General features: G+C 37.7%; 17 protein-coding genes and 1 tRNA gene. 7 read left to right on the top strand and 11 right to left on the bottom strand.

Annotation, left to right across the window (positions count from 1 at the left end; genetic code table 11):
- Positions 1–53 precede the first annotated feature (53 nt).
- From BM327_RS13135 to gltX, 3 genes are all read right to left on the bottom strand, one after another.
- Positions 54–124 (bottom strand) — tRNA-Cys (locus BM327_RS13135).
- 66 nt (positions 125–190) lie between these two features.
- Positions 191–589 carry a dihydroneopterin aldolase gene (gene folB / locus BM327_RS13130; RefSeq protein WP_090251303.1) on the bottom strand — a complete coding sequence of 133 codons (399 nt, stop codon included), beginning with the start codon at positions 587–589 and terminating at the stop codon, positions 191–193.
- Between the two features lie 3 nt (positions 590–592).
- The gene (gene gltX, locus BM327_RS13125) at positions 593–2,122 is read right to left on the bottom strand and encodes a glutamate--tRNA ligase (protein WP_090251298.1); all 1,530 of its coding nucleotides are present in this window, start codon (positions 2,120–2,122) and stop codon (positions 593–595) included.
- Between the two features lie 128 nt (positions 2,123–2,250).
- Between gltX and BM327_RS13120 the strand changes: the two genes are divergently transcribed.
- Genes BM327_RS13120 through BM327_RS13100 form a run of 5 tightly spaced genes read left to right on the top strand, consistent with a single transcriptional unit; the run spans position 2,251 to position 9,194 of the window.
- The gene (locus BM327_RS13120; protein ID WP_090251289.1) at positions 2,251–5,577 is read left to right on the top strand and encodes a DUF4175 family protein; all 3,327 of its coding nucleotides are present in this window, start codon (positions 2,251–2,253) and stop codon (positions 5,575–5,577) included.
- Positions 5,577–5,990 carry an ATP-binding protein gene (locus tag BM327_RS13115; protein ID WP_090251285.1) on the top strand — a complete coding sequence of 138 codons (414 nt, stop codon included), beginning with the start codon at positions 5,577–5,579 and terminating at the stop codon, positions 5,988–5,990. The genes BM327_RS13120 and BM327_RS13115 overlap by 1 nt, the downstream gene beginning before the upstream one ends.
- A 1-nt stretch (position 5,991) precedes the next feature.
- Positions 5,992–6,405: an rRNA maturation RNase YbeY gene (gene ybeY / locus BM327_RS13110; RefSeq protein ID WP_090251280.1), complete on the top strand. Its 414-nt coding sequence runs from the start codon at positions 5,992–5,994 to the stop codon at positions 6,403–6,405.
- A 20-nt stretch (positions 6,406–6,425) separates the two neighbouring features.
- Positions 6,426–8,300, top strand: coding sequence for a tRNA uridine-5-carboxymethylaminomethyl(34) synthesis enzyme MnmG (gene mnmG / locus BM327_RS13105; RefSeq protein ID WP_090251275.1), 1,875 nt, complete (start codon positions 6,426–6,428; stop codon positions 8,298–8,300).
- Positions 8,301–8,321: 21 nt separating this feature from the next.
- Positions 8,322–9,194, top strand: a complete 873-nt coding sequence (locus tag BM327_RS13100) for a class I SAM-dependent methyltransferase (protein WP_090252045.1) — start codon at positions 8,322–8,324, stop codon at positions 9,192–9,194.
- A gap of 145 nt (positions 9,195–9,339) precedes the next feature.
- On the opposite strand, the gene ispG is transcribed toward BM327_RS13100, so the two are convergent.
- Genes ispG through BM327_RS13070 form a run of 6 tightly spaced genes read right to left on the bottom strand, consistent with a single transcriptional unit; the run spans position 9,340 to position 15,707 of the window.
- Positions 9,340–11,250, bottom strand: a complete 1,911-nt coding sequence (gene ispG, locus BM327_RS13095; RefSeq protein ID WP_090251271.1) for a (E)-4-hydroxy-3-methylbut-2-enyl-diphosphate synthase — start codon at positions 11,248–11,250, stop codon at positions 9,340–9,342.
- Positions 11,251–11,307: 57 nt separating this feature from the next.
- Positions 11,308–12,441, bottom strand: coding sequence for a glycosyltransferase family protein (locus tag BM327_RS13090; RefSeq protein WP_090251266.1), 1,134 nt, complete (start codon positions 12,439–12,441; stop codon positions 11,308–11,310).
- Positions 12,431–13,555: a glycosyltransferase gene (locus BM327_RS13085; protein WP_090251263.1), complete on the bottom strand. Its 1,125-nt coding sequence runs from the start codon at positions 13,553–13,555 to the stop codon at positions 12,431–12,433. Before BM327_RS13085 ends, BM327_RS13090 begins: the two co-directional genes overlap by 11 nt.
- A gap of 32 nt (positions 13,556–13,587) precedes the next feature.
- A complete protein-coding gene (locus BM327_RS13080) occupies positions 13,588–14,589 on the bottom strand; it encodes a S66 peptidase family protein (RefSeq protein WP_090251256.1) in 1,002 nt (333 codons plus the stop codon).
- Positions 14,582–14,986 carry a hypothetical protein gene (locus tag BM327_RS13075; protein ID WP_139230375.1) on the bottom strand — a complete coding sequence of 135 codons (405 nt, stop codon included), beginning with the start codon at positions 14,984–14,986 and terminating at the stop codon, positions 14,582–14,584. Before BM327_RS13075 ends, BM327_RS13080 begins: the two co-directional genes overlap by 8 nt.
- Complete coding sequence (locus tag BM327_RS13070) at positions 14,943–15,707, bottom strand: 3'-5' exonuclease (RefSeq protein WP_090252041.1); 765 nt, start codon at positions 15,705–15,707, stop codon at positions 14,943–14,945. The genes BM327_RS13075 and BM327_RS13070 overlap by 44 nt, the downstream gene beginning before the upstream one ends.
- A 105-nt stretch (positions 15,708–15,812) precedes the next feature.
- On the opposite strand from BM327_RS13070, the gene BM327_RS13065 reads away from it, so the two are divergent.
- Positions 15,813–16,166 (top strand): YraN family protein, encoded by a 354-nt coding sequence (locus BM327_RS13065; RefSeq protein WP_090251248.1) that lies wholly within the window; start codon positions 15,813–15,815, stop codon positions 16,164–16,166.
- A gap of 92 nt (positions 16,167–16,258) precedes the next feature.
- Positions 16,259–19,078, top strand: a complete 2,820-nt coding sequence (locus BM327_RS13060) for a DUF8202 domain-containing protein (protein ID WP_090251243.1) — start codon at positions 16,259–16,261, stop codon at positions 19,076–19,078.
- A gap of 184 nt (positions 19,079–19,262) precedes the next feature.
- Here the strand turns inward: BM327_RS13060 and recO are convergent, their stop codons facing one another.
- Positions 19,263–19,973 (bottom strand): DNA repair protein RecO, encoded by a 711-nt coding sequence (gene recO, locus BM327_RS13055; RefSeq protein ID WP_170853765.1) that lies wholly within the window; start codon positions 19,971–19,973, stop codon positions 19,263–19,265.
- A 1-nt stretch (position 19,974) separates the two neighbouring features.
- Complete coding sequence (gene porZ / locus BM327_RS15900; protein WP_170853764.1) at positions 19,975–22,284, bottom strand: type IX secretion system anionic LPS delivery protein PorZ; 2,310 nt, start codon at positions 22,282–22,284, stop codon at positions 19,975–19,977.
- Positions 22,285–22,362: the final 78 nt, after the last annotated feature.

The following is a 22,362-nucleotide window of genomic DNA, read 5'->3' as shown; positions in this document are numbered from 1 at the left end:
AGTTAGGAGCATAAAAAAACGCTTAACTCTATAAGAATCAAGCGTTTTAAATGAGGTCCCGAACGGATTCGAACCGCCGTACAAGGTTTTGCAGACCTCTGCCTAGCCACTCGGCCACAGGACCATTATCGGGCGACAAAAATAATAAAATTTCTTTAGTTGTCGCCCAATTATTTAATTTTTTATTGAACTAGTTGTCTTTTCGATAACCTCCAATAGGGTTTTGTTGGTAAACATCTTCCTCTATGATGATGGCCACATTGTTCACATCTCCGTTAATAGGAGGCGTTAACTTTGTGATTTTCACTTTTAAAGAATGTAAACCTTTGATCTCGCTTTTCATTTTATCCACGATTCGCTGACCTACTTGTTCTATTAATTTAGAACGTATACCCATTTCAGATTTTACAATTTTATTGATTTGAACGTAATCAACCGTCTTGCTTAAATCGTCTTCTTTGGCAGCATCAGAAAAGTCTGTGGTTACAGAAACATCAACGATGTAATGTCCGCCTACTTTACCTTCTTCGGTTAAACAACCGTGAAAGGCATACAACTTAATTCCGTTTACTTCTATGGTATGTTTCATGGTTTATGCTTCAGCTTTGATAGCTGTAATTGCTTTAATACCTACTTCCATGCGCGCTACACATTCTTCTTTACCTAACAAGTTAGCGATAGAGAACATGCTTGGTCCCATTCCTTTTCCTGTCAACAACAAACGGAAGTTTGGAAGTACAGCACCAATTCCTAATTCTTTTTCTTCTAAGAAAGCTTTGAAAGCAACTTCTATATTTTCTGCACTGAAATCCTCTAAGCTAGAAAGTCTTTCTAACCACTCTTCCATCAATGGAGTAGTGTTGTCTTTCCATTTTTTACGTACTGTTTTATCGTCGTAAGAAGTTGGAGCAGCAAAGAAGTAATCTCCTTCAACTAACATATCTTTTAAGAAAGTAGCACGTTCTTTCATCATCTCTACGATTTCTTCTAAGAAAGAAAGTTCGTATTGTGTGTCTAGAAGAGTTTGTAATTCTTTCGCTAAAACTGTTTTGTCTGCAGCTCTTAAATATTGTTGTTGGTACCACTTAGTTTTATCCGCGTCGAATTTAGCACCGGCTTTACCCACTCTTTCTAAAGTGAAGGCTTGTACCAATTCTTCTAAAGAGAATAATTCTTGTGGTGTTCCTGGGTTCCATCCTAAGAAAGCTAACATGTTAATGAAAGCTTGTGGTAAATAACCTTGCTCTCTGTATCCTGAGAATAATTCTCCTTCTGCTGTTGTCCAGTTCGTTGGGAAAACTGGGAAACCTAAACGATCACCATCACGCTTAGATAGTTTACCGTTTCCGTCTGGTCTTAACAATAAAGGTAAGTGAGCAAATTGTGGTGCATCCCATCCAAAAGCTTCGTACAACAAAACGTGTAGGGGAGCAGATGGCAACCATTCTTCACCACGGATTACGTGAGAGATTTTCATGGTGTGGTCATCCACTATGTTCGCTAAGTGGTAAGTTGGCATACCGTCTGACTTAAACAAAACTTTATCATCTAAGTTATTTGTATTTACAACCACCCATCCACGAACGATATCTTCGAAACGAACATCTACATTACGCGGCATTTTAAAACGGATCACATAAGCATCACCATTTGCTATTCTTTTTTCTACTTCGTCTGCTGGAAGTGTTAAAGAGTTTTGCATAGAATTACGCGTAACGGCATTGTATTGCCAGTTCGGCATTTTCATAGTTTTAGCACGCTCACGCATTTCTGTCAAGCTCTCAGCTGTATCAAAAGCGTAGTAGGCTTTACCTTCTGCAACCAATTGTTCTGCGTAAGGTAGGTACATGGCTTTACGTTCAGATTGAATGTAAGGACCGTACTCACCACCAACACCTGGACCTTCGTCTGGAGAAATTCCACACCAAGCTAATGCATCCATGATGTATTCAAAAGCACCAGGAACAAAACGAGTTTGATCCGTATCTTCTAAACGCAGGATGAAAGTACCATTGTTTTTCTTCGCAAATAAGTAATTGTATAATGCAGTTCTTACCCCACCCATGTGTAAGGGTCCTGTTGGAGAAGGGGCAAATCTTACGCGTACAGCTTTATCAGACATTTTCTAAAATTTTGTGCAAAGATAATGGATTAGCTGAACTGTTAAATTGTATAAGGAAGACATTCTTGTTACAATTTTATACGTTAGATAATATAACTTAGTAAGTTAAGCTAAATTGAAGGGAATATATGGGAGCGTTTGATCGTTTAATAGAGCAAATTGATGCGTTTATTAGAAAGTATTACAAGAACCAATTGGTGAAAGGTGTTATTCTTTTTTCTGGTTTTGCTTTGTTGTCTTTTCTAGTTGTGAATCTTTTGGAATACTTCGGAAGGTTTAATTCTTCGGTGCGTGCAGTTTTGTTTTTTGGTGCTTTGGGCATCATCTTATATCTCTTCGTTTATTATTTCTTAATTCCATTGTTGAAGCTATTTTCTTTCGGGAAAAGAATTTCTCGAGATCAAGCTTCCGTTATTATTGGTGATTTCTTTCCCAATGTGAAGGATGCTTTGTTGAATACCCTGCAGTTGGAAGCTGCTTCAAGGGAACAAAAGCATTACGATTTGTTGTTGGCAAGCGTTGAGCAAAAATCCAATCAGTTAAGTGCCGTTCCTTTTTCATCGGCCATAGATATTTCTGAAAACAAAAAGTATTTAAAATATGTAGTTCCAGTTTTCTTAGTTGTATTGGCGTTGGCAGTTTTTGCTCCTTCCTTTTATAAAGAAGGAACAGAAAGGTTAATCAATTACAATACGCACTATGCTATTCCTGCTCCTTTTGATTTTGTTTTGGAGAATGAAAATTTGAAAGTTGAAGAAGGGGAAGCCTTGATGTTAAACCTTCGTTTGAAAGCAAAGAAAAATGAAGCCTTACCAGACAAAGTATTTATCCATTCGGATCAAGGCGTGTTTTTAATGGAACAGTCAACAAAGGATAAGCGTTCATATAGTTTTCCAAAAATTACGCAAGATCTGTCCTTTTATTTTTCAGCCAATGGTTTTGAAAGCGAAGCTTATCAGGTTGATGTAGTGGGCAAGGCTGGATTTGTAAAGTTCAATGCAGAATTAGTGTACCCAAGCTATCTGGGAATGAAAAATGAAGTGGTAGAAAATGTTGCAGATCTTTTAGTTCCTGAAGGTACCGTGATTCGTTATGATTTGTTGTCAAAAAATGCAGCTAGTTTAAAAATAGAGGTGGGGGATAGTGTGACGTCCTTTAATGAAAAGGGAGTCAATTTTTCTTTAACCGTGAAGAAAGACGAAAAGCTAAGTTTCGTTTTGGAGAGTAACGAATTGGGTAATAAAGAATCATTAACCTACAATATAGAAGTGATTAAGGATGCTTATCCAACCCTGGCTTTACAGAGAATTGTGGATAGTACCAATGTGAATAAGATAGATTTTGATGGAAGTGCAAAGGATGATATAGGAATTTTGGAAGTTGCCTTCGTTTATGTTATTGAAAGTAAAAATGGAGAAAAGAAGGTTGAGCGAACACGACTGCCAGGCATAGGTTCAACGGAAGGTATTATTGATATGTCTTTTGATTTTTCGCGTTTGAATTTGAAACCAGAAGATAGAGTGAGCTATTATTTCGAAGTGTTGGATAATGACAAGGTGAATGGCTCAAAGAAGACCAAAAGTACGGTATATACCTTAGCGATTCCTTCTAAAGAGGAATTAAAGAAAGAAAGACAAGAGGATTTGCAAAAAGCTAATTCAAGTATGGAAGAGGCGATGAAGAAGGCAGAGGATTTTCAGAAAAGCGTGAAGGATTTGAAAAAGAATTTACTCAACAACAAGGCGAGTGATTGGAATAAGAAACAGCGTTTAGAAGAAGTACAAAAACAACAACAGAGTTTAGAAAAGCTTTTAGAAGATATTAAAAAGGACTTGGAAGATTCTTGGGAAAAGAAGGATAAATTCTCTGAAGAAGAACTTGAATTATTGGAAAAACAGGAGTTGTTAAATGAGTTGTTAGAAGAGTTGATGGATGATGAATTGAAAGATTTATTAGAGGAATTGGAGAAGCTTTTGGAACAGCAAAAGGATAACGGACAAAAGGAGTTAAGTGAAGAGGTAGAGAAAAGTGCTGAGGAGTTGAACAAAGAGTTAGATAGGGCTTTGGAACAACTGAAACAATTACAGGTGAATGAGAAACTGAATGATATTGAAGAAGCTTTGAAGGAGTTGGCTGATGAAATGGAGGAGCTGTCGGAGTCTAACAAAGCTGTAGATGAGAAATTGAAGGAACAAAAAGCCTTGGAAGAAAGTTTCGATGAGCTTATGAAGGATTATGAGGAGACGTTGAAGGAGAATGAAGAGTTGAAACGTCCTTTAGATATGGAAGATCTTAAGGAGGAAAAAGAGGATGTGAAAGAAACTTTTTCGGAGTCTGAAGAGAGTTTATCAAAGAATAAAAAGGAAAAAGCGAAACAAAACCAGAAGAAAGCGGCGGACGACATGAAGGAGATGGCGGCAAAAATTAATGGTATGCAAATGCAAAGTCAACAAGAACAGAATCAAGAGGATTATGAGTTCTTAAGGGCGTGTTTAGAATCATTGGTTGATTTGAGTGTAAGTCAGGAAGCAAACATGGAGAAGTTTGGGGCTATGGATAGTTCAGATCCCGAGTATATAAATGTGGGAAGAGAGCAACGTAAAATAATGGATGATGCAGTTCCTTTAAAGGATAGTTTAGAGGCCTTGGCTATGCGTAATCCGAAAATCGCAAAGTTTATTGATCAAGAGTTAAGGTCTATTGATAGAAATTATTCAGCATTGCTGGAAGATATTGATGAAAGAAAGGTGAGCTCTTTGGTGGTTAAGCAACAGTATGTGATGACCAGTTTTAATAACTTGGCCTTGTTGTTTGATGAAAGTTTATCCCAGATGCAAGAAGAAATGCAAGGACAAGATGGGGGTAGTGGTTCTTGTAATAACCCAGGAGGTAAAGGAAAGGGTAGCTCTGGAAATCAATCAATGGAAGGGATGAAGGAGATGCTGAAGAAGCAACTAGAGAGTATGAAAAAAGGGATGTCTCCAGGAGGGAATAAACCAGGTAACCAAAAAGGTTCAAATCCTATACCTATGGGAGCTCAACAAGCTGCACAAATGGCAGCGCAGCAAAGTGAGATTAGACGTCGTTTAGAAGAAATGAAGAACGAATTGAATAAAGGTGGGAAAAGGGAAGGTGATGTGTTAAACCCTTTGTTGGAAGAGCTCGAAAAACAGCAAGAAGAATTGATTAATAAACAATGGAATCAGGAGTTAATTAATCGTCAACAAGAGATTTTAACACGTATGTTGGAAAGCGAGAAAGCACTGAAAGAAAGAGGCTTTGATGAGCAACGTGAAAGTGAAGAAGGAAAAAATGAAGAAAAAGGTAACCCTATTGATTTTTTAGAGTATAAGAAGTTGAAAGAAAAACAACTTGAGCTATTAAGGTCTTTAAATCCCACCTTAGAGAGGTATTACAAAGACAGAGCGAGTGAATACTTTAATAGAGTTAATTAATGGCGGACGTAAGAGAATTTGTAAAATCAATTGAGGTTGATTCAACGATAGATAATTTAACAAGAGTAGAAGCTTTTGTAGATGAAGTATGTCTTGAAATGGATGTGCGTGATGAAAGTTATGGTAATGTTTTGATTGCTGTGACGGAGGCTTTTAATAATGCAGTACAACATGGTAATGGTGGTGATGCATCGTTAAAAGTAAAGGTGAAAGCCTTTAATGAGGACGAGTTTATTAAACTGTCAATTAAGGATGCTGGAGCTGGTTTTGATTATAATAATTTACCTGATCCAACTGCTCCAGAGAATCTAGAGAAAGAAAATGGTCGTGGCGTGTTTTTAATGAAGAGCTTGGCAGATGATGTGGCTTTTGAAGAAAATGGTGCCTTAGTTACCTTAAGTTTTAAGCTTTAAGATGATTAATATATTTTTTGAAGATGTAGAGATTCCGAATTTAGATTCGGAATTTTTTGTTTCATGGCTTACGAAAGTATGTCAAGCAGAAGGTAAACAACTTGATGAAGTAAACCTTGTTTTTGGTAGTGATGAGTGGTTGTTAGAAAAGAATGTCGAGTTCTTGAATCATGATTATTATACAGACATAATCACCTTTGATTACTGTGAAGATGACAAAATAACTGGTGACTTATTTATCAGTTGGGATAGGGTGCAGGACAATGCTGTTGTACAAAATGTTTCACGTGAAACAGAGTTACACAGAGTGGTTGTGCATGGTGTTTTGCATTTATGTGGTTATGGTGACAAGTCAGAGAGTGAAGAAAAGCTTATGCGTGAAAAAGAAGATGTGTACCTTTGTATGCTGAAATAGTTTCACGTGAAACATTTGTTATGATAAAAGAATACGATGTTGTAGTAGTGGGTGCAGGTCACGCAGGTTGTGAGGCGGCGAATGCCGCCGGAAAAATCGGTGCGAGTGTGCTTTTGATTACGATGAATATGAATACAATTGCTCAAATGAGTTGTAACCCTGCTATGGGTGGAGTTGCAAAAGGGCAAATTGTGAGAGAGATTGACGCTTTAGGGGGAGGTTCAGGATTGGTTTCTGATGCTAGTGCTATACAGTTCCGTATGTTGAATCGTTCGAAAGGTCCTGCTATGTGGTCTCCAAGAACGCAAAATGATAGAATGCGTTTTGCTGAAGAGTGGCGTTTGTTGTTGGAAAGAAATCCGAATGTGGATTTTTGGCAAGATATGGCCACGGAATTAGTGGTTAAGAATGGAAAAGTAACGGGAGTTAGAACGAGTATTGGTGTGGAGATTAAAGCCAAGAAAGTTGTTTTGACGAATGGTACTTTTTTAAATGGATTGATTCACCTGGGTGAAAAACAATTTGGTGGTGGTCGTGCAGGTGAACGAGCTGCTACGGGTATGACAGAATGTTTGATTGATTTAGGTTTTGAAGCAGGTCGAATGAAAACGGGAACACCGCCGCGAGTAGACGGTCGTTCTTTAGATTATTCTAAAATGGAAGTTCAACCGGGTGATGATATACAAGGTAAGTTTAGTTTCGATCCAAAAAGCAAGGCTTTGTTAACCCAACGTCCTTGTCATATTACTTATACGAATCCAGATACTCACGAATTGTTACGTTCTGGTTTTGATCGTTCACCCATGTTTAATGGTGCAATCAAAAGTTCGGGACCAAGATATTGTCCTTCAATAGAGGATAAGATTAATCGTTTTGCAGAACGTGATAGACATCAAATCTTTGTGGAGCCAGAGGGATGGAATACCGTTGAAATCTATGTAAATGGTTTTAGTACGTCTTTACCAGAGGAAGTGCAGTATCAAGCTATGACAACTATTCCTGGTTTCGAAAATGTGAAAATGTTTAGACCCGGTTATGCAATAGAGTACGATTACTTTCCACCGACACAATTGAAACATACCTTGGAAACTAAGTTGGTTGAAGGTTTATTCTTTGCGGGACAAATTAATGGTACTACAGGTTATGAAGAAGCAGCTTGTCAAGGTTTAATGGCAGGTATTAATGCAGCGAATCATGCCTTAGGTAAGGGTGATTTTATACTGAGTAGATCGGATGCTTACATCGGAGTTTTGATAGATGATTTGATTACGAAAGGAACGAAGGAGCCGTACCGTATGTTTACTTCTCGTGCTGAATATAGAATCTTGTTGCGTCAAGATAATGCAGATATTCGTTTAACGCCTTTAGGTCATGCCATAGGTTTGGCGTCTGATGAGGCTTTAAAAAGAGTTAATGAGAAAAATTCAGGTACAGCGAAATTGAAAGCGTTGTTGAATAAGACAAGTGTTACACCTGAGGAAATTAATCCTTTATTGGAGGAGAAAGGGAGTAGCATCTTAAAACAACAAGTAAAGATTGATTCTTTAGTTGCTCGACCACAATTGAAGTTGTCTGAATTGATAGATGTGAATACAGATTTGAAAGAAGCAGTGGATGTATTGTTGGATGTTCATGAGGATATTTTAGAGCAAACGGAAATTCAAATGAAATACGAAGGTTACATCCAACGAGAAGAGGATACTGTTAAGAAATTGGGTCGTTTGGATAGTGTGAAAATTCCGGATGATGTTGATTTTTCAAAAATGGGATCTTTAAGTTCAGAAGCAGTCGAAAAATTAAACGATATTAGGCCTTCAACTATTGGACAAGCCAGTAGGATAAGCGGTGTATCACCAAGTGATATTTCCGTTTTGTTAATTTATTTAGGAAGATAGTTTCACGTGAAACAAGATTTGATGCATAGAGAAGAATGTCCGGTATGTGGTAAAACTGAATTTACCCATTTTATGGATGTGAAAGATCACATGATTACAAAGGAAGACTTTGTGATAGTAGAATGTGATGATTGTAAATTTCATTTTACCAATCCCATACCGAGCAAGGAAAATATAGGTCCTTACTATAAGTCTGAAGAGTATATATCTCACTCAAGTTCGAATAAAGGAATCGTTAATTTTCTTTACAACAAGGTAAGAGTGAAAACGCTTCGTCAAAAATTGCGTTGGTTGGCAAGTGAAACCGATGGAAAACATTTGTTGGATATTGGTGCTGGAACTGGACACTTTTTAAAGGTTGCTGAAAACAGTGGTTACACGGTTACTGGTATAGAACCTGATGCTGATGCAAGAGCCTTTTGTAAGCGAGAGCATGGTATAGAGTTGCATCCCCAAACGGATTTATACAAGTTAGAGGATAATAGTGCTGACGTAATTACTATGTGGCATGTTTTAGAACATGTTTACGATCTTCAAAAAGATATTCAAGAAATCAAACGTATTTTAAAACCAGGGGGAGTGCTTTTTGTAGCGGTACCGAATATGGCGAGTTATGATGCTGAATATTACAAAGAGTATTGGGCAGCTTATGATGTTCCACGTCACTTGTACCATTTTAAGAAGAAGGACATTGATAAATTGTTTTGTTTAAATGATATCAAATTGTGTAAGGTGTTACCAATGAAGTTTGATTCATTTTATGTATCCATGCTTTCTGAAAAGTATAAAGGAGGAAATATTATAAAAGCGGCCATTATCGGTTTGCTTTCTAATTTGAGATCGAAAAAAGGTGGATTTAGTAGTCAAGTGTATGTTTTACGACATGATGACTAGGAAATAGAAGCTATTTTAACGTATAAAGGCCCATTTAGGGCCTTTTTTTGTGTCTGTAAGGGAAACACCTTAGGAGAGTTGTGTTCGTGGAGTATTCCGAAGCGAATTTTAGGTGATTTTGAGAAGGTTTTGTGAAATTATCAACTTATTGTGAAGAAACTTCATTCCAGTCACCATAGCTCTTAATGAGATCTATCAAAGCATCTACCGCCTCTTCTTCCGGAACATTTCTTTTGATCACTTCTTTCTCTTTGTAAAGATTAATTTTTCCTGGTCCCGTTCCCACATAACCATAATCCGCATCGGCCATTTCTCCAGGACCGTTTACGATACAACCCATAATACCGATTTTAACACCTTTCAAATGAGACGTGCTTTTTCTAATCTTAGCAGTAGTTTCTTGTAAATCGAAAAGTGTTCTACCACAAGAAGGACAAGAAATGTACTCTGTTCGAGAAATACGTGTACGTGTAGCTTGAAGTATACCAAAAGCAGTACTTGTAGTGGCTAAATGGGGTAGGTGTTGTTCATTTTGGATAAATAAACCATCACCAAAGCCGTCAATTAGCACAGAACCTGCCATTGCTCCACTTTCTAGTTGATAGTGCTCTAAATCGCTTGTATTTAGCTTTAAATTCAATATTACTGGAGTTTCAATATTTTCTATAACCAGCGTATTGAAGAATTTTCTAAAAGACTGGGTAAAGCTTCCTTCTGTTTCAGCAATGAGTACGGTGTTCTTTGGTAAATCAATTAGTTTAAAGTCATATTGATTTACGTTTATCTTTAAAAAGTTGATTTTTGCATTTGTTTGGGAAAGCGTTTCAGGTGAGGTGTGTAAAGGAAAGAAATGATCTTTGTTAGCGTAATTTTTTGTGTAATTATCTAAATCACAGATGATTCCTAAATAACCAGGTGTTTCAAAATCTACCTGTTGTTGTCCTACATAGATGTAGTCGGCAGCCAAATCTTTTTGGTTCCATTTGTCTAGTTCTACTGCGTAGTTATGACCAAATCCAAAGAGGTGAGAAGGTTTAATATTTTCTGTAGTATGTAAATCTCCAATAACAACGGGTACATGTTTATGTCCAATGTTGTGAAGTTCTATACTATCTCTTCTTGTGTAGTGAAAAGGATCATATTTTAAGGAATCTATTGCAGAGATGTCCACATTATTTTCTTCTTCGTAAATGTTTACGAGTTTTTGTGCAACCGGTATTTCATATTCGGGCGCTTCTGTTAAACTAACACGAATCGTATCTCCCAATCCGTCGGCTAAAAGTGCTCCAATTCCTACGGCGCTTTTAATTCTTCCGTCTTCACCGTCACCAGCCTCTGTAACTCCTAAATGCAAAGGATAATTCATACCTTCTTCCATCATAACAGCAACCAACATACGGTAGGCTTGAACCATAACCAAAGTATTGCTGGCTTTCATAGAAATTACGATTTCATGAAAATCATGCTTTCTACAAATTCTTAGGAATTCCATCGCTGATTCCACCATTCCTTCAGGAGTATCTCCATAGCGACTCAAAATTCTATCCGATAAAGAACCGTGATTAGTACCTATACGCATAGCTGTACCTTCCTTCTTACACAAGAGTACGAGCGGTGTAAACTTCTTTTCTATACGTTCTAATTCAGCTTGATAGCTTTCGTCGTTGTATTCTATTTCTTCAAACTTCTTCTTGTCGGCATAATTCCCTGGATTCACCCTAACTTTTTCAATTTTTGTTGCCGCAATTTCTGCAGCATTAGGTGTAAAATGAATGTCGGCAACCAAGGGGGTATCATAGCCTTTTGCAAGTAATTCTGCCTTGATAACGCCTAAGTTTTCAGCTTCTTTTTTGGAAGGGGCGGTAAGTCTCACTAATTCACATCCTGCATCTATCATGCGTATAGATTCTTCAACAGAACCTTTCGTGTCCATGGTGTCTGCAGTGGTCATACTTTGAATCCTGATAGGAGCACCTCCTCCTAAAGTCAAGTTACCTATCTTAACTTCTCTGGTTTTAAAGCGTGTACGTTTTGTGAGTGAATTACAATATTTCATGTTTAATTTTTATCTCTTGTGTGCTACAAATATCTTGTTTTATAAGGGATATTTTTTCTAATCCCTTTTCTTTTTCTTAGCGATAGCCTCGTTTATTTGTTGGGCATGGGCCATGAGTCCGTAATGTGCCGATAAATAAGACCTACGCTCTTCTATACTTTCTAGATCAATGGCTTTGGAAAAGCATGTTTCTATTTGAGTTTTTATTTCTTCTGGTGTATTGGCTATAGAACAAAACTCATCCATTTTTGTTCCCTCCAACATGGGGGTATTGGCAATGATATGTCCCCCGTTACTCAAGGCATTGATTAATTTGTGTTTAATACCCGTAGCCTGAAAGGTAATTAACAAATTAACCTGTGCTTCGGCTATTAATTGGGTGAGGATTTCATTGCTCGGTGAAATATGTACTTCCACTTGTGGATGGTTTTTAAGGAGGAGTAAAAATTCATCGTTTGGATTCTTACCAGCCACAATTAATTTATGATCCACCAAGTGTATTACATGTTCCAGCACCCATCTTACTGCATGCTCATTTTCCATTACAGATAAATTGCCATGCATCAGTATATATTTCTTTTTCTGAGGAATGTATTTTCCGCTACTTAGAGGGTTGGCAACGGCTAAAAATTCACTATTGCCGTATTTGTTTACGAAGTATTTTTGATCTTTTTCTGAAACACTAAATAGTCCATCTGCAAAATGGAATAACTCCTCCTGTCGACCTAATTTTCTTGCCTCAATTTGAAAGAATATTTTTTTAAAAAGTGAGTTTTCTACTTCCGCGAGTTGGTGATAGTAATCACTTTCTACATTGTGACAACGTATAAATTTAATACGCGATTTTAAATCGGGATGATCTATGAAAGCGGTACAATGCTGACCTTCAAAAATTACGGGAGCATCATCTTTTTTTAAGTTATTGAGTAGGTCCTTATTCTTGCGCGAAAACACTATCATAGGTTGTCTAGAAAATAAGGAAAGTATAGTTGACTTGCGTTTGTAATAATGAACTTCACTTACAACTTCGAGTAATTCCTTAGGTCTTCCTCTTCCGTAATCAAAGCAATGTAAAACGACTTCATAACCGAAATCTGTCAATGCCTTGCACCTGTAATACACATCAATTACACCACCGTAATCGGCAGGGTAGGGAACATCGAAAGAGACAATATGAATTTTAGGCTTCATGTAGTGTATAGATTTCTTTCAATTTTTGAGATTCACTTTCCCAGTTTAAAACTTGAGCTGTTTTACGACAGTTTTCGCACAGGACAGCATGTTTTTCTGAGTTTTCCAAGATAGACTTGATCTTTTCAGCAATATGCTCAGGTTGGTGGTTGTCTATAACATCACCAACTTCGTAATTTTTTACGATCGTTGTAACTTCTATTACATTACTAGCCAATATTGGCGTAGTGGTATGTATATAATCGAAAACCTTGTTCGGCAGAGAGAATTTATAGTTGAGGTTGGTGTCTTTATCAAGGGTTAATCCGAGATCTGCATGGTAGGTGAAATTCATCATTTCATCATAAGGTCTTCTCCCTTTAAACACGACTTTATCCTCTAAATTTTCTTTTTGAACGAGGTCTTTTAAATCTTCTATGATATCACCACTTCCAACAAAATAGAGCACAGTGTTTTCTATGTACTTCATGGCCATTACTGCCTCTTCAGCACCTCTGTCTATGTTAATACCCGCACCCTGAAGTATGATCATTTTTTTAGAAACATCTATTCCTAATTCTTCCTTGCTTAAAATGTTTTTAGGCTTCCAAAGCGGAGAGATATTTCTTATAATGTGCAAGTCTTTGTTGTACTTCTTACTGTATTTATCAGCAATGGATTGATTAACTGTATATATTTTGTTGAGTTTAGGAAAGATAAAACCCTCTATAGCTTCCCATACGGCCTTTATTTTTGGTCGTGCAACTAATTCAGGTACTTCTGTATAATATTCATGACTATCATAGACTAATTCACACTTCCTTTTGAATTGTTTGGCCATAAAATTTGCCAATAGCGTATCCAAATCATTGCTAAGTAAGACGTCTGCCTTATGAAACAACAAGTAGAAAAAGAGGCGCAAATTGTAATTGGCATAGAACAGTGCTCCTTTGTGAAATGAAAGTTTCATTCTATGCGTTTTATAGGCACGATCAAGAGCCTTAGAAGTAGGGAGTAAACGACCAACTAGTGTTACATCGTATCCATTTTCATGTAAAAATGTTGCGACTTTATGTACGCGTTGATCCGTATACAAATCATTGGTAACAGAAACGATTGCCTTTTTTTTCTTCACGAGGGGCTAACTTTAACAACTTTAAACGCATATTACAGAAAGCTAAAACTGAAATTTTCAGTATTTATTTCAGTATTTCTGCCTATGTCTAAAATGTATTTATCCTTAACGTGGCCAAAATTAGCAAAACCAAACACAGGGATGTCCAAATCTTGGAAATGATAATCAAAAACTTCTGTGAGTGGAAGAGATTCTTCAGGGAACTCAGCCACACAATTGTTGAATTTACCCAAAATAAGTCCCGAAATATCTTTAAAAACATGAGCATCTCTGAGCTGCGTAAGTAACCTATCTATGATATAAGGTTCTTCGTTGGTTTCCTCTAAAAAGAGAATTTTGTTTGTAAAGTTGGGTTGATAAAAGGTACCCAACATACTTGCAAGTACGCTCAAATTTCCACCCATGAGAACACCTTGAGCTTTACCTTTTTGGTTGCTGTATCTTTCATTATCCCTGAGATAATTTACACGTTGTGAAGAAGGGTTAACCAAAGCTGCTGCAAATTCTTTTCGTGTAAAATCGTTCCACGTGGAGTAGGCCATAGGACCATGATAGGTGATGATTCCGGTTTGTTGTGTGATATAGTTGAGAAGGCTGGTTAAATCTGAATAACCCATGATAACCTTAGGATGCTGCTTGATTAACCCAAGATCAATTTTCGGGATCATGCGTGCGCATCCCCAGCCACCTCTAACAGCAATTAAAGCTTTGATTGTTTTATCCGCAATGAGTGCATGAAAAGTGTCTATTCTTTCTTGATCTGAACCTGCCAAATAACCGACTTTCTGCAATAAATTAGGGGCTAACTTTACCCGGTAGCCTTGATGTTGTAATACCAATTTTAACTTCTCTATGTGCTGGGGAGAAAAGACAGCACCAGCGGGAGCAAAAATTGCGATGGTATCTCCTTTCTTTAAAGCTGGAGGAGTTAATGGTTCTGCTGAAATAACTTCTGATTTAACGCGAACAGCAGAAGTAAGGCCGAGCGCACCCAAACCCAAAATACTGTTCGTTATAAATCGTTTTCTATTCATGAATTTCTAAAACACAAATATTGGTGTCGGGTGGATAAGTATACAAATGCACAGTACCCTTCTTTTGGGTGTTGTAGCCCGTAAAATGGAAGGATGAACTATCTCTTACGGCGTGATTTTTAGTCAAAGAAAGGTAGAGATCATTTTTCCAGTTTTGTTTGGGAAAGAAGAACTGCCTTTCTTTTAATCGTTTCACAGCCGGGTAATTCTTTACAAAATTTGTATCCAATTCCAATGCTTGGTAAGATGTTTCCAAAGCTGTATAATCTGCTTGTGCTAAATAATCTAAAAAGGACAGCTTCTTTTCCAAAGCTTTTTCTTCTTGCTCATGAGAGCTACAACTCCACACTAAATTACTTACGACTAAAATGTATATCGCCTTCTTCCACCAATGCATCACCTTTCATTTTTAAGAATAATTGAATCAAAGCTACTACATCTTTTTCGCAGTAACGACTTATTCTTGCAATATCTCCTTCCTCGTAAAAAACACGAGCCACATCCGCACCGCTGATATCATCTTTTGGAGTGGGAATTCCGAAAATATGACAGAGTAAGGCCAGTGTTGTATAGTGTTTATAATCACCAAATTTCCATAATTCCATGGTGTCTAAATGATTCACCTCCCAAGGTTTTTTACCTGCAATATCAAGGGGAGCTGGTAATGGAATACCCAAAATCAACATGCGTCGAGCAATGAAGGGGAAATCGAATTCTTTGGCATTATGTCCGCAAAGTAAATGGTAGGGAGAACTAAAATGTTCCATGAGCATATCAGAGAATTGACGCAGTAAGGTTTCTTCGTCTTCATGGTCGAAGGACTTCATGCGAATTTGTTTACCCGTAGCGGTGTTCTTTACAAAACCACAAGAGATGCAAACAACCTTACCAAATTCGGCGTAGATGCCAGCCCTATCGTATACATCTTCGGGTGACATTTCAACCTCTACCTCTTCACCATTGACTTCCATTAATTTGGTTTTGTTCTGCCAAAAGAATTTGGTTTTATTTCCGAAGTGATAGGCACTATCTTCATCTAAATCTTCATAACTGTAAGTTTGTGGTACGGTTTCTATATCGAGGAAGAGAATTTTCTCTACGTTGACTTTGTTGAGCATAATGAACTTTTTATTGAAAGGTAAAAAAAATAATTCAAGCGAAATTATCTTTTTTTGATTCAAAATAAAGGGGTAACTTATGGTAAACAATCAACCTTTCTTAGCATGAATCAAATTTTGGGTAAATTAGGAGAAAATCTGGCAGTGCAATACTTGCTAGATAAAGGCTACACGATAGTAGATAGAAATTATAGATACGGTAGAAATGAAGTAGATATCATTGTTTCCGACCAAAATCATATCGTTTTCGTTGAGGTTAAAACAAGAAATAACAATAATATTGGAGAGCCGTATCAGGCAGTAACACGCAAAAAACAGAAACAAATTATTAAAGTAGCCCACAATTATTTGGTGGAAAACAACATAGAAACGGAGGCGCGTTTAGATGTAATCTCTATCGTTCTAAACAGTAAAGTAAAGAAAATAGAACATATAGAAGATGCATTTCATACCGTTTAGCTTATAGATAAAAAGTTAAACCCATCGTTTAATAAGAAATGTGAGAAACCACTAATGATTTTAATAACTTTGGAGAACTATAAAATTTAACCATGATAAAAAAGAGTCTCTTTTTAATCTTATTAGGTTGTGCAACGTTAACACAAGCACAAACGCCTACACCAGGAAATGTAGGTACTGCGAACTTAACAGCATGGTTTAAACCAGATGCTTTAGCTACAGGGGATGTAACAAGTTGGTCAACAACTTTTCCTACAGGGGCAACACAAGTAACACTAAACGAGGCACAAGCGCCTTATCCTCAAGCTACAAATACGCCGGCAGGAAATGTTTCAAACTATAACATGACCCTTCATTTTACAAACCCAGCGAATTTTACTGCAGCAACTATGCAGGCTTTAGAAAACACTTCTTCTACGCTGAATTTGTTAGCGAATGCAAGTGCTGGAGATGAGGGGAGTTTCTTTTCCGCGCAATACACACCCGTTGCAACGCAGAACGATCACATGGTATTGTACAATCAAGGTTCTACGGGTATACAGTTGAGAAACTTAAACAATACTGGGCGATTAGCTATCGGATTTAACTTAGGTCTTTCTACCAACGCATGTAGAGATTGGGCCGAAGATTTTGAACCTGAAGTTATTTCTTACAAAGGAAATAGATCTACAACAACTTCTATGGATGCCTACCAAAGTTCATTAGAATATACAGGTGGAGTAGCCTCGCAATCTGGGGGTGCTGTAGGTTTATATTTCGGAGTAAGACCAAATGGAGGTGGAGCGTATACAACCAATTCGGGGTTGAACGGTTTCTTACACGAAGTAATCTTTTTTGACAGGGATCTTACCTTGTTAGAAATGAATAAAGTACACACCTACCTTGCTATTAAATATGGTGTAACACTTTTAAATACAGGAGGTGGAGCTCAAGGAGATTATATTGCCACAGATGGAACGATAATCTGGGATGCGAGTGATAATCCAACTTATCACAACGATGTTATTGGTATTTCTAGAGATGATGATGAAGCTTTGGAGCAAAAGCAATCGCACGCTTTTGATGATAGTTATAGGATTTATTTAGATAACCTCGCAGCTACAAATGCAGCCAATGGTGGTGCTTTCGCAGTAAACTTGTCGCATGTAACTATGGGACAAAATAACGGAAGTTACTGTGCGAGTCCAGCTTCAACGTTAGAAGCTCCAGCTGGAATAGGTGCTCGTTTTGAAAATGAGTTTAAAGTCACGAAAACAAACTTTGCCCAAGCTTTTAATTGGGATGTAAAAATGGACTCTTGTTACGATATGAGTGCTATTGACATGACGAAATTAAGATTGTTGGTAGATACAGATGGTGATTTTTCAAATGCTACTGTTTTCCAAGATGGTCAAAGTGGTTTATCTTTTTCTTATGCTAATGGATACTTCACTATTGCCGGTATAACTGATGCGGTTGTTCCCAACAACTCAACGCGCTACCTAACTTTAGGATACAACGAACCAGAGGTGGTGTTAACACCAGATGTAAACACAATTTGTGAAGGAGATACCGTTACATTTACCATCACCATTACAGGTACAACGAGTCCAGTAGATTTTGAATACACCCACGGAACGGATACTACACTTATTCAAGGTGCAGTAGATGGAGATGTGTTTGAAGTTTACCCTGTTGTAACAACAACCTACGAGCCTATTGGTTATGTAAACATTTTAAAATGTTGTGCAGCACCCGGACAAACAACGAATACAACCATAGTTGTAAATCAACGTCCTATCGTGCAAGCTACAGCTTCAGATTCTGTATTGTGTGAAGGAGATACTACCATACTTTCGGGTGTTGGTGCAACTATTTATACCTGGGATAATGGTGTGATTGATGGTGCAGAACTTTACCCAACAGCTACAAATACTTATACTGTAATCGGAGAAGATCAAAACGGTTGTTTAGATACTTCCAATGTTACGGTAGTGGTTAATCCAAATCCTATCGTTGCTGCTAACGCTTCAGAAACAGTACTTTGTTTAGGAGATAGCACTTTGCTTTTTGGTTCTGGTGCTGTGGATTATTTCTGGGATAACAATGTGATAGACAATACCTACGATACTCCTCAAGTTACAACGCTTTACCACGTTTTAGGTGTCAATCAATTTGGATGTATAGATACAGCAAGCATAGAAATTACAGTAAATAATCTGCCCAACGTGGTAGCCAACACTACAGACGATGCCGTTTGTGAAGGAGATCCTGTTACCCTGTTTGGAGCGGGTGCAACCATTTATAATTGGGACATGGGGGTTACTGATAACCAATCTTTTGTTCCTCAGGTTTCTATGATGTACCACCTAACAGGTACGGATGCTGAAGGATGTGTAAATTACGACAGTATCTTTGTGGAGGTATATCCAGCCAGAACGGTAAGTGTGGGTCCAGATACAGTAATTTGTCCGCAAGATCCTATTAACATCACCACAGATTCTGTATTTACAAGTTACCAATGGTCCAATGGTTCAACAAGTCAAACCATTACTTCTACCTATCAGGGAACCTACAGCGTGGTCGTAACAGATGAGTTCGGATGTACCTATGAAGACGCAATGGTCGTTACTTTCTCTACAGAATGTTACCCCGCTATTTATGTCCCAAATACCTTCACACCAGATGGAAATGAGTTCAACAATACCCTCATCGTTCGCGGAGATTATATAGAAGATTTTGAAATGTGGATTTTTGATAGATGGGGGAACTTGTTGTATAATTCGAAAGATATGAATGCCACTTGGGATGGAGCTAATTCTTTAGGTCAACCTATGAAATCAGGTACTTATGTCTACAAGATCATGTATTCTATAGAAGACGAAGAAGATAAAAACTACGTAATTACAGGACATATTAACCTGTTGAGATAATTAAATTTGGCTGTTTCCCCCCAAGATTCTTGGGGGGCGGGCCTTCCCTCCAAATCCTCTATCCAAAATCTTTTCACACAAGGCCTTTCACGGGCTTCTAAAGTCGCCCTTAAACGCCTGTGTTCAATATATTTTGTCTTTCCGGGTTTTCCGTACTGTTCCTAACAGGAAATAAAGCTTGATTTTAGCTTAAAACAGCCTCTATCACCTTTATGGTCTTTAATTGATTAAAGTTGTCTAAATGATAGCTGAAATAGCTAATTAGGTGTTGTAAGAGTTGTTTTCTTTCGCGCTTGGGTATCTCCAAAGCAAGTTGGTTGATTTTTTCTTTTTGGCGTAGCATTGCATTTAAGTAAGCAATACTTTCATCATAGATGTATTTATGACCTTGAGGTTTAAAAGTACAAATCTTCCCTTCCTCCACATCGAAATAAGCTGCTTGCTCATGTTCGCTTTCTGGGTAAAAACCAAGAAGTTTAGAGAACTCTAGTAAAAAATACAAAGGGTAATTGGTGTATTCATCGCTGGTGTTTAACCACAACATTTCATCTTTTATAAAATGGAAAAAGCTAGGGTCTTTTACTTCCTGAATGATACTTTTTGTAGCCACTTCCGCCATGAAAAATAGCAGACTAGATTTCACAGGATGCATGCATAAGTCCTGAAAATTGTACTCAGCTTGTATGGCCGAAATTTTCCCCAAACTACTGTCATTTCTTTTGTAGCAGGTAATTTCACTAATGCTTAAGGGAAAGAGTATGTTGGCATTTTTTTTCTTTGCACCTTGGAAAATAAAATCCTGTATGCCTTCCTCAAGGGTAAAGAATTTTAAAATCAAACTCGTTTCGGAGTAATCTGTTTTTTTGAGAAGTATTCCCGTTAAATTTTTCTTCATACTAATTGATGAAAACCACCTTGCCCACTTTTCTTCCTTTTCCTTCCTTCGGAGTTGTCCAGATGAGGTAAACGCCTGTTGCAGCGCGCTGGCCTTCCATGGTTTTTCCATTCCAGGTTGCCGTACCACCATTACTGCTCGTAGAGTAAACCAAGTTACCTGCAACATCAGTAATTCTCACTTCCGAGTTAAAGGCTATCCCTTGTATGGTAATCATGCCTTCATATTCTGGTCGCACAGGATTTGGAAAAACGACTACATTCTCATATTCACTATCTCCAAATGTGGCATCGCTTCTATAAGAAACTAACCCATTATCGGTAGCAATAAACACCTCTCCCGTGTTCTGATCTATGGTAATGTCTAAAATGGCGTCAGAAACTAAAGGACTGTTTGCTGTATTAAATTCTCGAATAACTTCTAAACCGTTTTCAGAAAACAAGAATACTCCCGAGTTTTCAGTCCCTATCCATTTACGATTTGCACCATCTACCGCTATATCTGTGATGTATACATTTTTTAAAATTTCTTCTGCATTTTCCTCGAATTGTTTCACCAAATTCTGAAAATTGTAATCTCCTGGATCTGCATCAAAAACACCAGATGTAGCATATAAAATGCGCAATCCATTGGGAGAACCTACCCAAAGCTCATTATCAAAATCAACCACCATGGCAGATATTTGATCCGAATTTAAATCTCCATTGTTTTCACTTGTTCCAAGTATTTTGTACTCGTCATCAGATGGATCTTCTAAATCTTTTCCTTCATCAAAGGCAACAACTCCTGTTCCTGTTACCGAGAACCATTTTACACCGTTGTAGTCTATAACCAAATCTCCCGTGTATTTGTTGCTAACCGAAGAAGGCAATTGAAATTCATACCATTGTCCATCCGGTGTATAGGCCTTCAAAGGTTTTGCGCTTAAACTGTTTAACACCCATAATACGCCATCGTTGTCAAAAGCCATATCCGAAACATAACTCCATCCGTTTCCTAGAGAAGAAAACTCGAGGTAACTGTTGGAGGGAGTAAAGGTATCGGTAATGTTTACTCCGTCTTCGGTTAATAACAAGGGCAATTGAGAGTAAGTTCCAAACGCAACACGATCCGAATTGTAAGGATCAACGGCAACAGAAATGATGTCCCAATAACCCGAAGCATCCATCAAAGCTTGGTTACCTGGGTTGAAATTTATCCACTGTTCCTCTTCGAAGGTATAGGCACCGTGGCGTCTAAATGCGGGGTTTTTCCCATCGAGTTGACCTCCTGCTACAGCGAGTTTACCATCGCCCCAATCTAAGGCTACTGCTAGTTTGTTATACGGACCGTCAAAACCAAGAATCTCACTGTAGAAAGCATTGCTGGCACGCACAAATCCTGAATTGTTATCGGCAATGTAAAATTGATTGTTGATAAACATGGCACCGCGAGAAGAGGGGTAAACCTGGTTAACGTATTGATAAATATTGTCGAGTATATTGAGTGTTTCATCGTAAATAACCGTTCCTCCTTCCATACAAACAGCCATGCGGTTGTCTGTGATAGAAATTTGATTTATTTCTCTTTGGTCTAAGAATACATCACCTGTAGAAAGCTGAAAAATAGTGTCTTCTTCATAGTTTTCATGGCGATAAATTACGTATTGCTCATCTATAAAAGTGGTAATGTGCGTATAAGCCCCTTCCGCACTGTAGTCGGCCAACCTCTGGTCTACAACCCATTGAGAAGGATCTGCTAAAAAGTTGTTATTCAATGCACCTCTGTAGAGTTTATCGGATGTAAGAGCAAAAATGGAATCATGATGAAAATCTATATCTACAATGGCTTGGTTTCCTGAACTGGGGTAGTAGGTATCTATAACTTCCAAGTTGCTTGGGTTAATCAAAACTATACCAAAACCTGTTGCCAAATAAACAATGTTCTCGTGGGCTTCTATGGAATAAATAGATTTATCTCCGGTAATATTTGCATTCAGAATATAGGGTAAGTTGGTGGTTCTTTCTCCTTTAAGAACATCTATATTACCTGTTTCATAACCGATGAAAAGTTGCTGACTTTCCGTATCAAAACCTATTGTACTTAGTTCAATTTCAGAAAGGTAATCTATCTTATCTCTTCGGGTTACTTCATTGGCATTTACGTCGTAGCTTAAAAGCGCATTATCATACATCACGTGTACATTTTGCTTATCTCCAGCTATCGCTACGGCATTATTAGATGGTATGTGCAAACGCCATTCCCCCATTCCAATTTGAGCGGAGGTTAAAGTGATACTAAAAAGAGAAACTAATGCAATTAACTTTTTCATTCAGTCGGTTTTGTATAAATGTATTACTCAAACGTGAGGATGGTAAAAATATTTGAAATCTCGACGTTAACGAAAAAT

Origin of the sequence: Lishizhenia tianjinensis (genome assembly GCF_900116425.1) — a bacterium.
Classification (GTDB): Bacteria; Bacteroidota; Bacteroidia; order Flavobacteriales_D; family Crocinitomicaceae; genus Lishizhenia; species Lishizhenia tianjinensis.
The sequence above is the reverse complement of the archived record's forward strand: the minus strand, read 5'-3'. Positions and strand labels throughout refer to the sequence as shown.

Bases quoted from the DNA above. Each gene is read 5' to 3' on its own strand.
- folB (WP_090251303.1), bottom strand. From the start codon at position 589: ATGAAACATACCATAGAAGTAAACGGAATTAAGTTGTATGCCTTTCAC.
- gltX (WP_090251298.1), bottom strand. From the start codon at position 2,122: ATGTCTGATAAAGCTGTACGCGTAAGATTTGCCCCTTCTCCAACAGGA.
- BM327_RS13120 (WP_090251289.1), top strand. From the start codon at position 2,251: ATGGGAGCGTTTGATCGTTTAATAGAGCAAATTGATGCGTTTATTAGA.
- BM327_RS13115 (WP_090251285.1), top strand. From the start codon at position 5,577: ATGGCGGACGTAAGAGAATTTGTAAAATCAATTGAGGTTGATTCAACG.
- ybeY (WP_090251280.1), top strand. From the start codon at position 5,992: ATGATTAATATATTTTTTGAAGATGTAGAGATTCCGAATTTAGATTCG.
- mnmG (WP_090251275.1), top strand. From the start codon at position 6,426: ATGATAAAAGAATACGATGTTGTAGTAGTGGGTGCAGGTCACGCAGGT.
- BM327_RS13100 (WP_090252045.1), top strand. From the start codon at position 8,322: ATGCATAGAGAAGAATGTCCGGTATGTGGTAAAACTGAATTTACCCAT.
- ispG (WP_090251271.1), bottom strand. From the start codon at position 11,250: ATGAAATATTGTAATTCACTCACAAAACGTACACGCTTTAAAACCAGA.
- BM327_RS13090 (WP_090251266.1), bottom strand. From the start codon at position 12,441: ATGAAGCCTAAAATTCATATTGTCTCTTTCGATGTTCCCTACCCTGCC.
- BM327_RS13080 (WP_090251256.1), bottom strand. From the start codon at position 14,589: ATGAATAGAAAACGATTTATAACGAACAGTATTTTGGGTTTGGGTGCG.
- BM327_RS13075 (WP_139230375.1), bottom strand. From the start codon at position 14,986: ATGCATTGGTGGAAGAAGGCGATATACATTTTAGTCGTAAGTAATTTA.
- BM327_RS13070 (WP_090252041.1), bottom strand. From the start codon at position 15,707: ATGCTCAACAAAGTCAACGTAGAGAAAATTCTCTTCCTCGATATAGAA.
- BM327_RS13065 (WP_090251248.1), top strand. From the start codon at position 15,813: ATGAATCAAATTTTGGGTAAATTAGGAGAAAATCTGGCAGTGCAATAC.
- BM327_RS13060 (WP_090251243.1), top strand. From the start codon at position 16,259: ATGATAAAAAAGAGTCTCTTTTTAATCTTATTAGGTTGTGCAACGTTA.
- recO (WP_170853765.1), bottom strand. From the start codon at position 19,973: ATGAAGAAAAATTTAACGGGAATACTTCTCAAAAAAACAGATTACTCC.
- porZ (WP_170853764.1), bottom strand. From the start codon at position 22,284: ATGAAAAAGTTAATTGCATTAGTTTCTCTTTTTAGTATCACTTTAACC.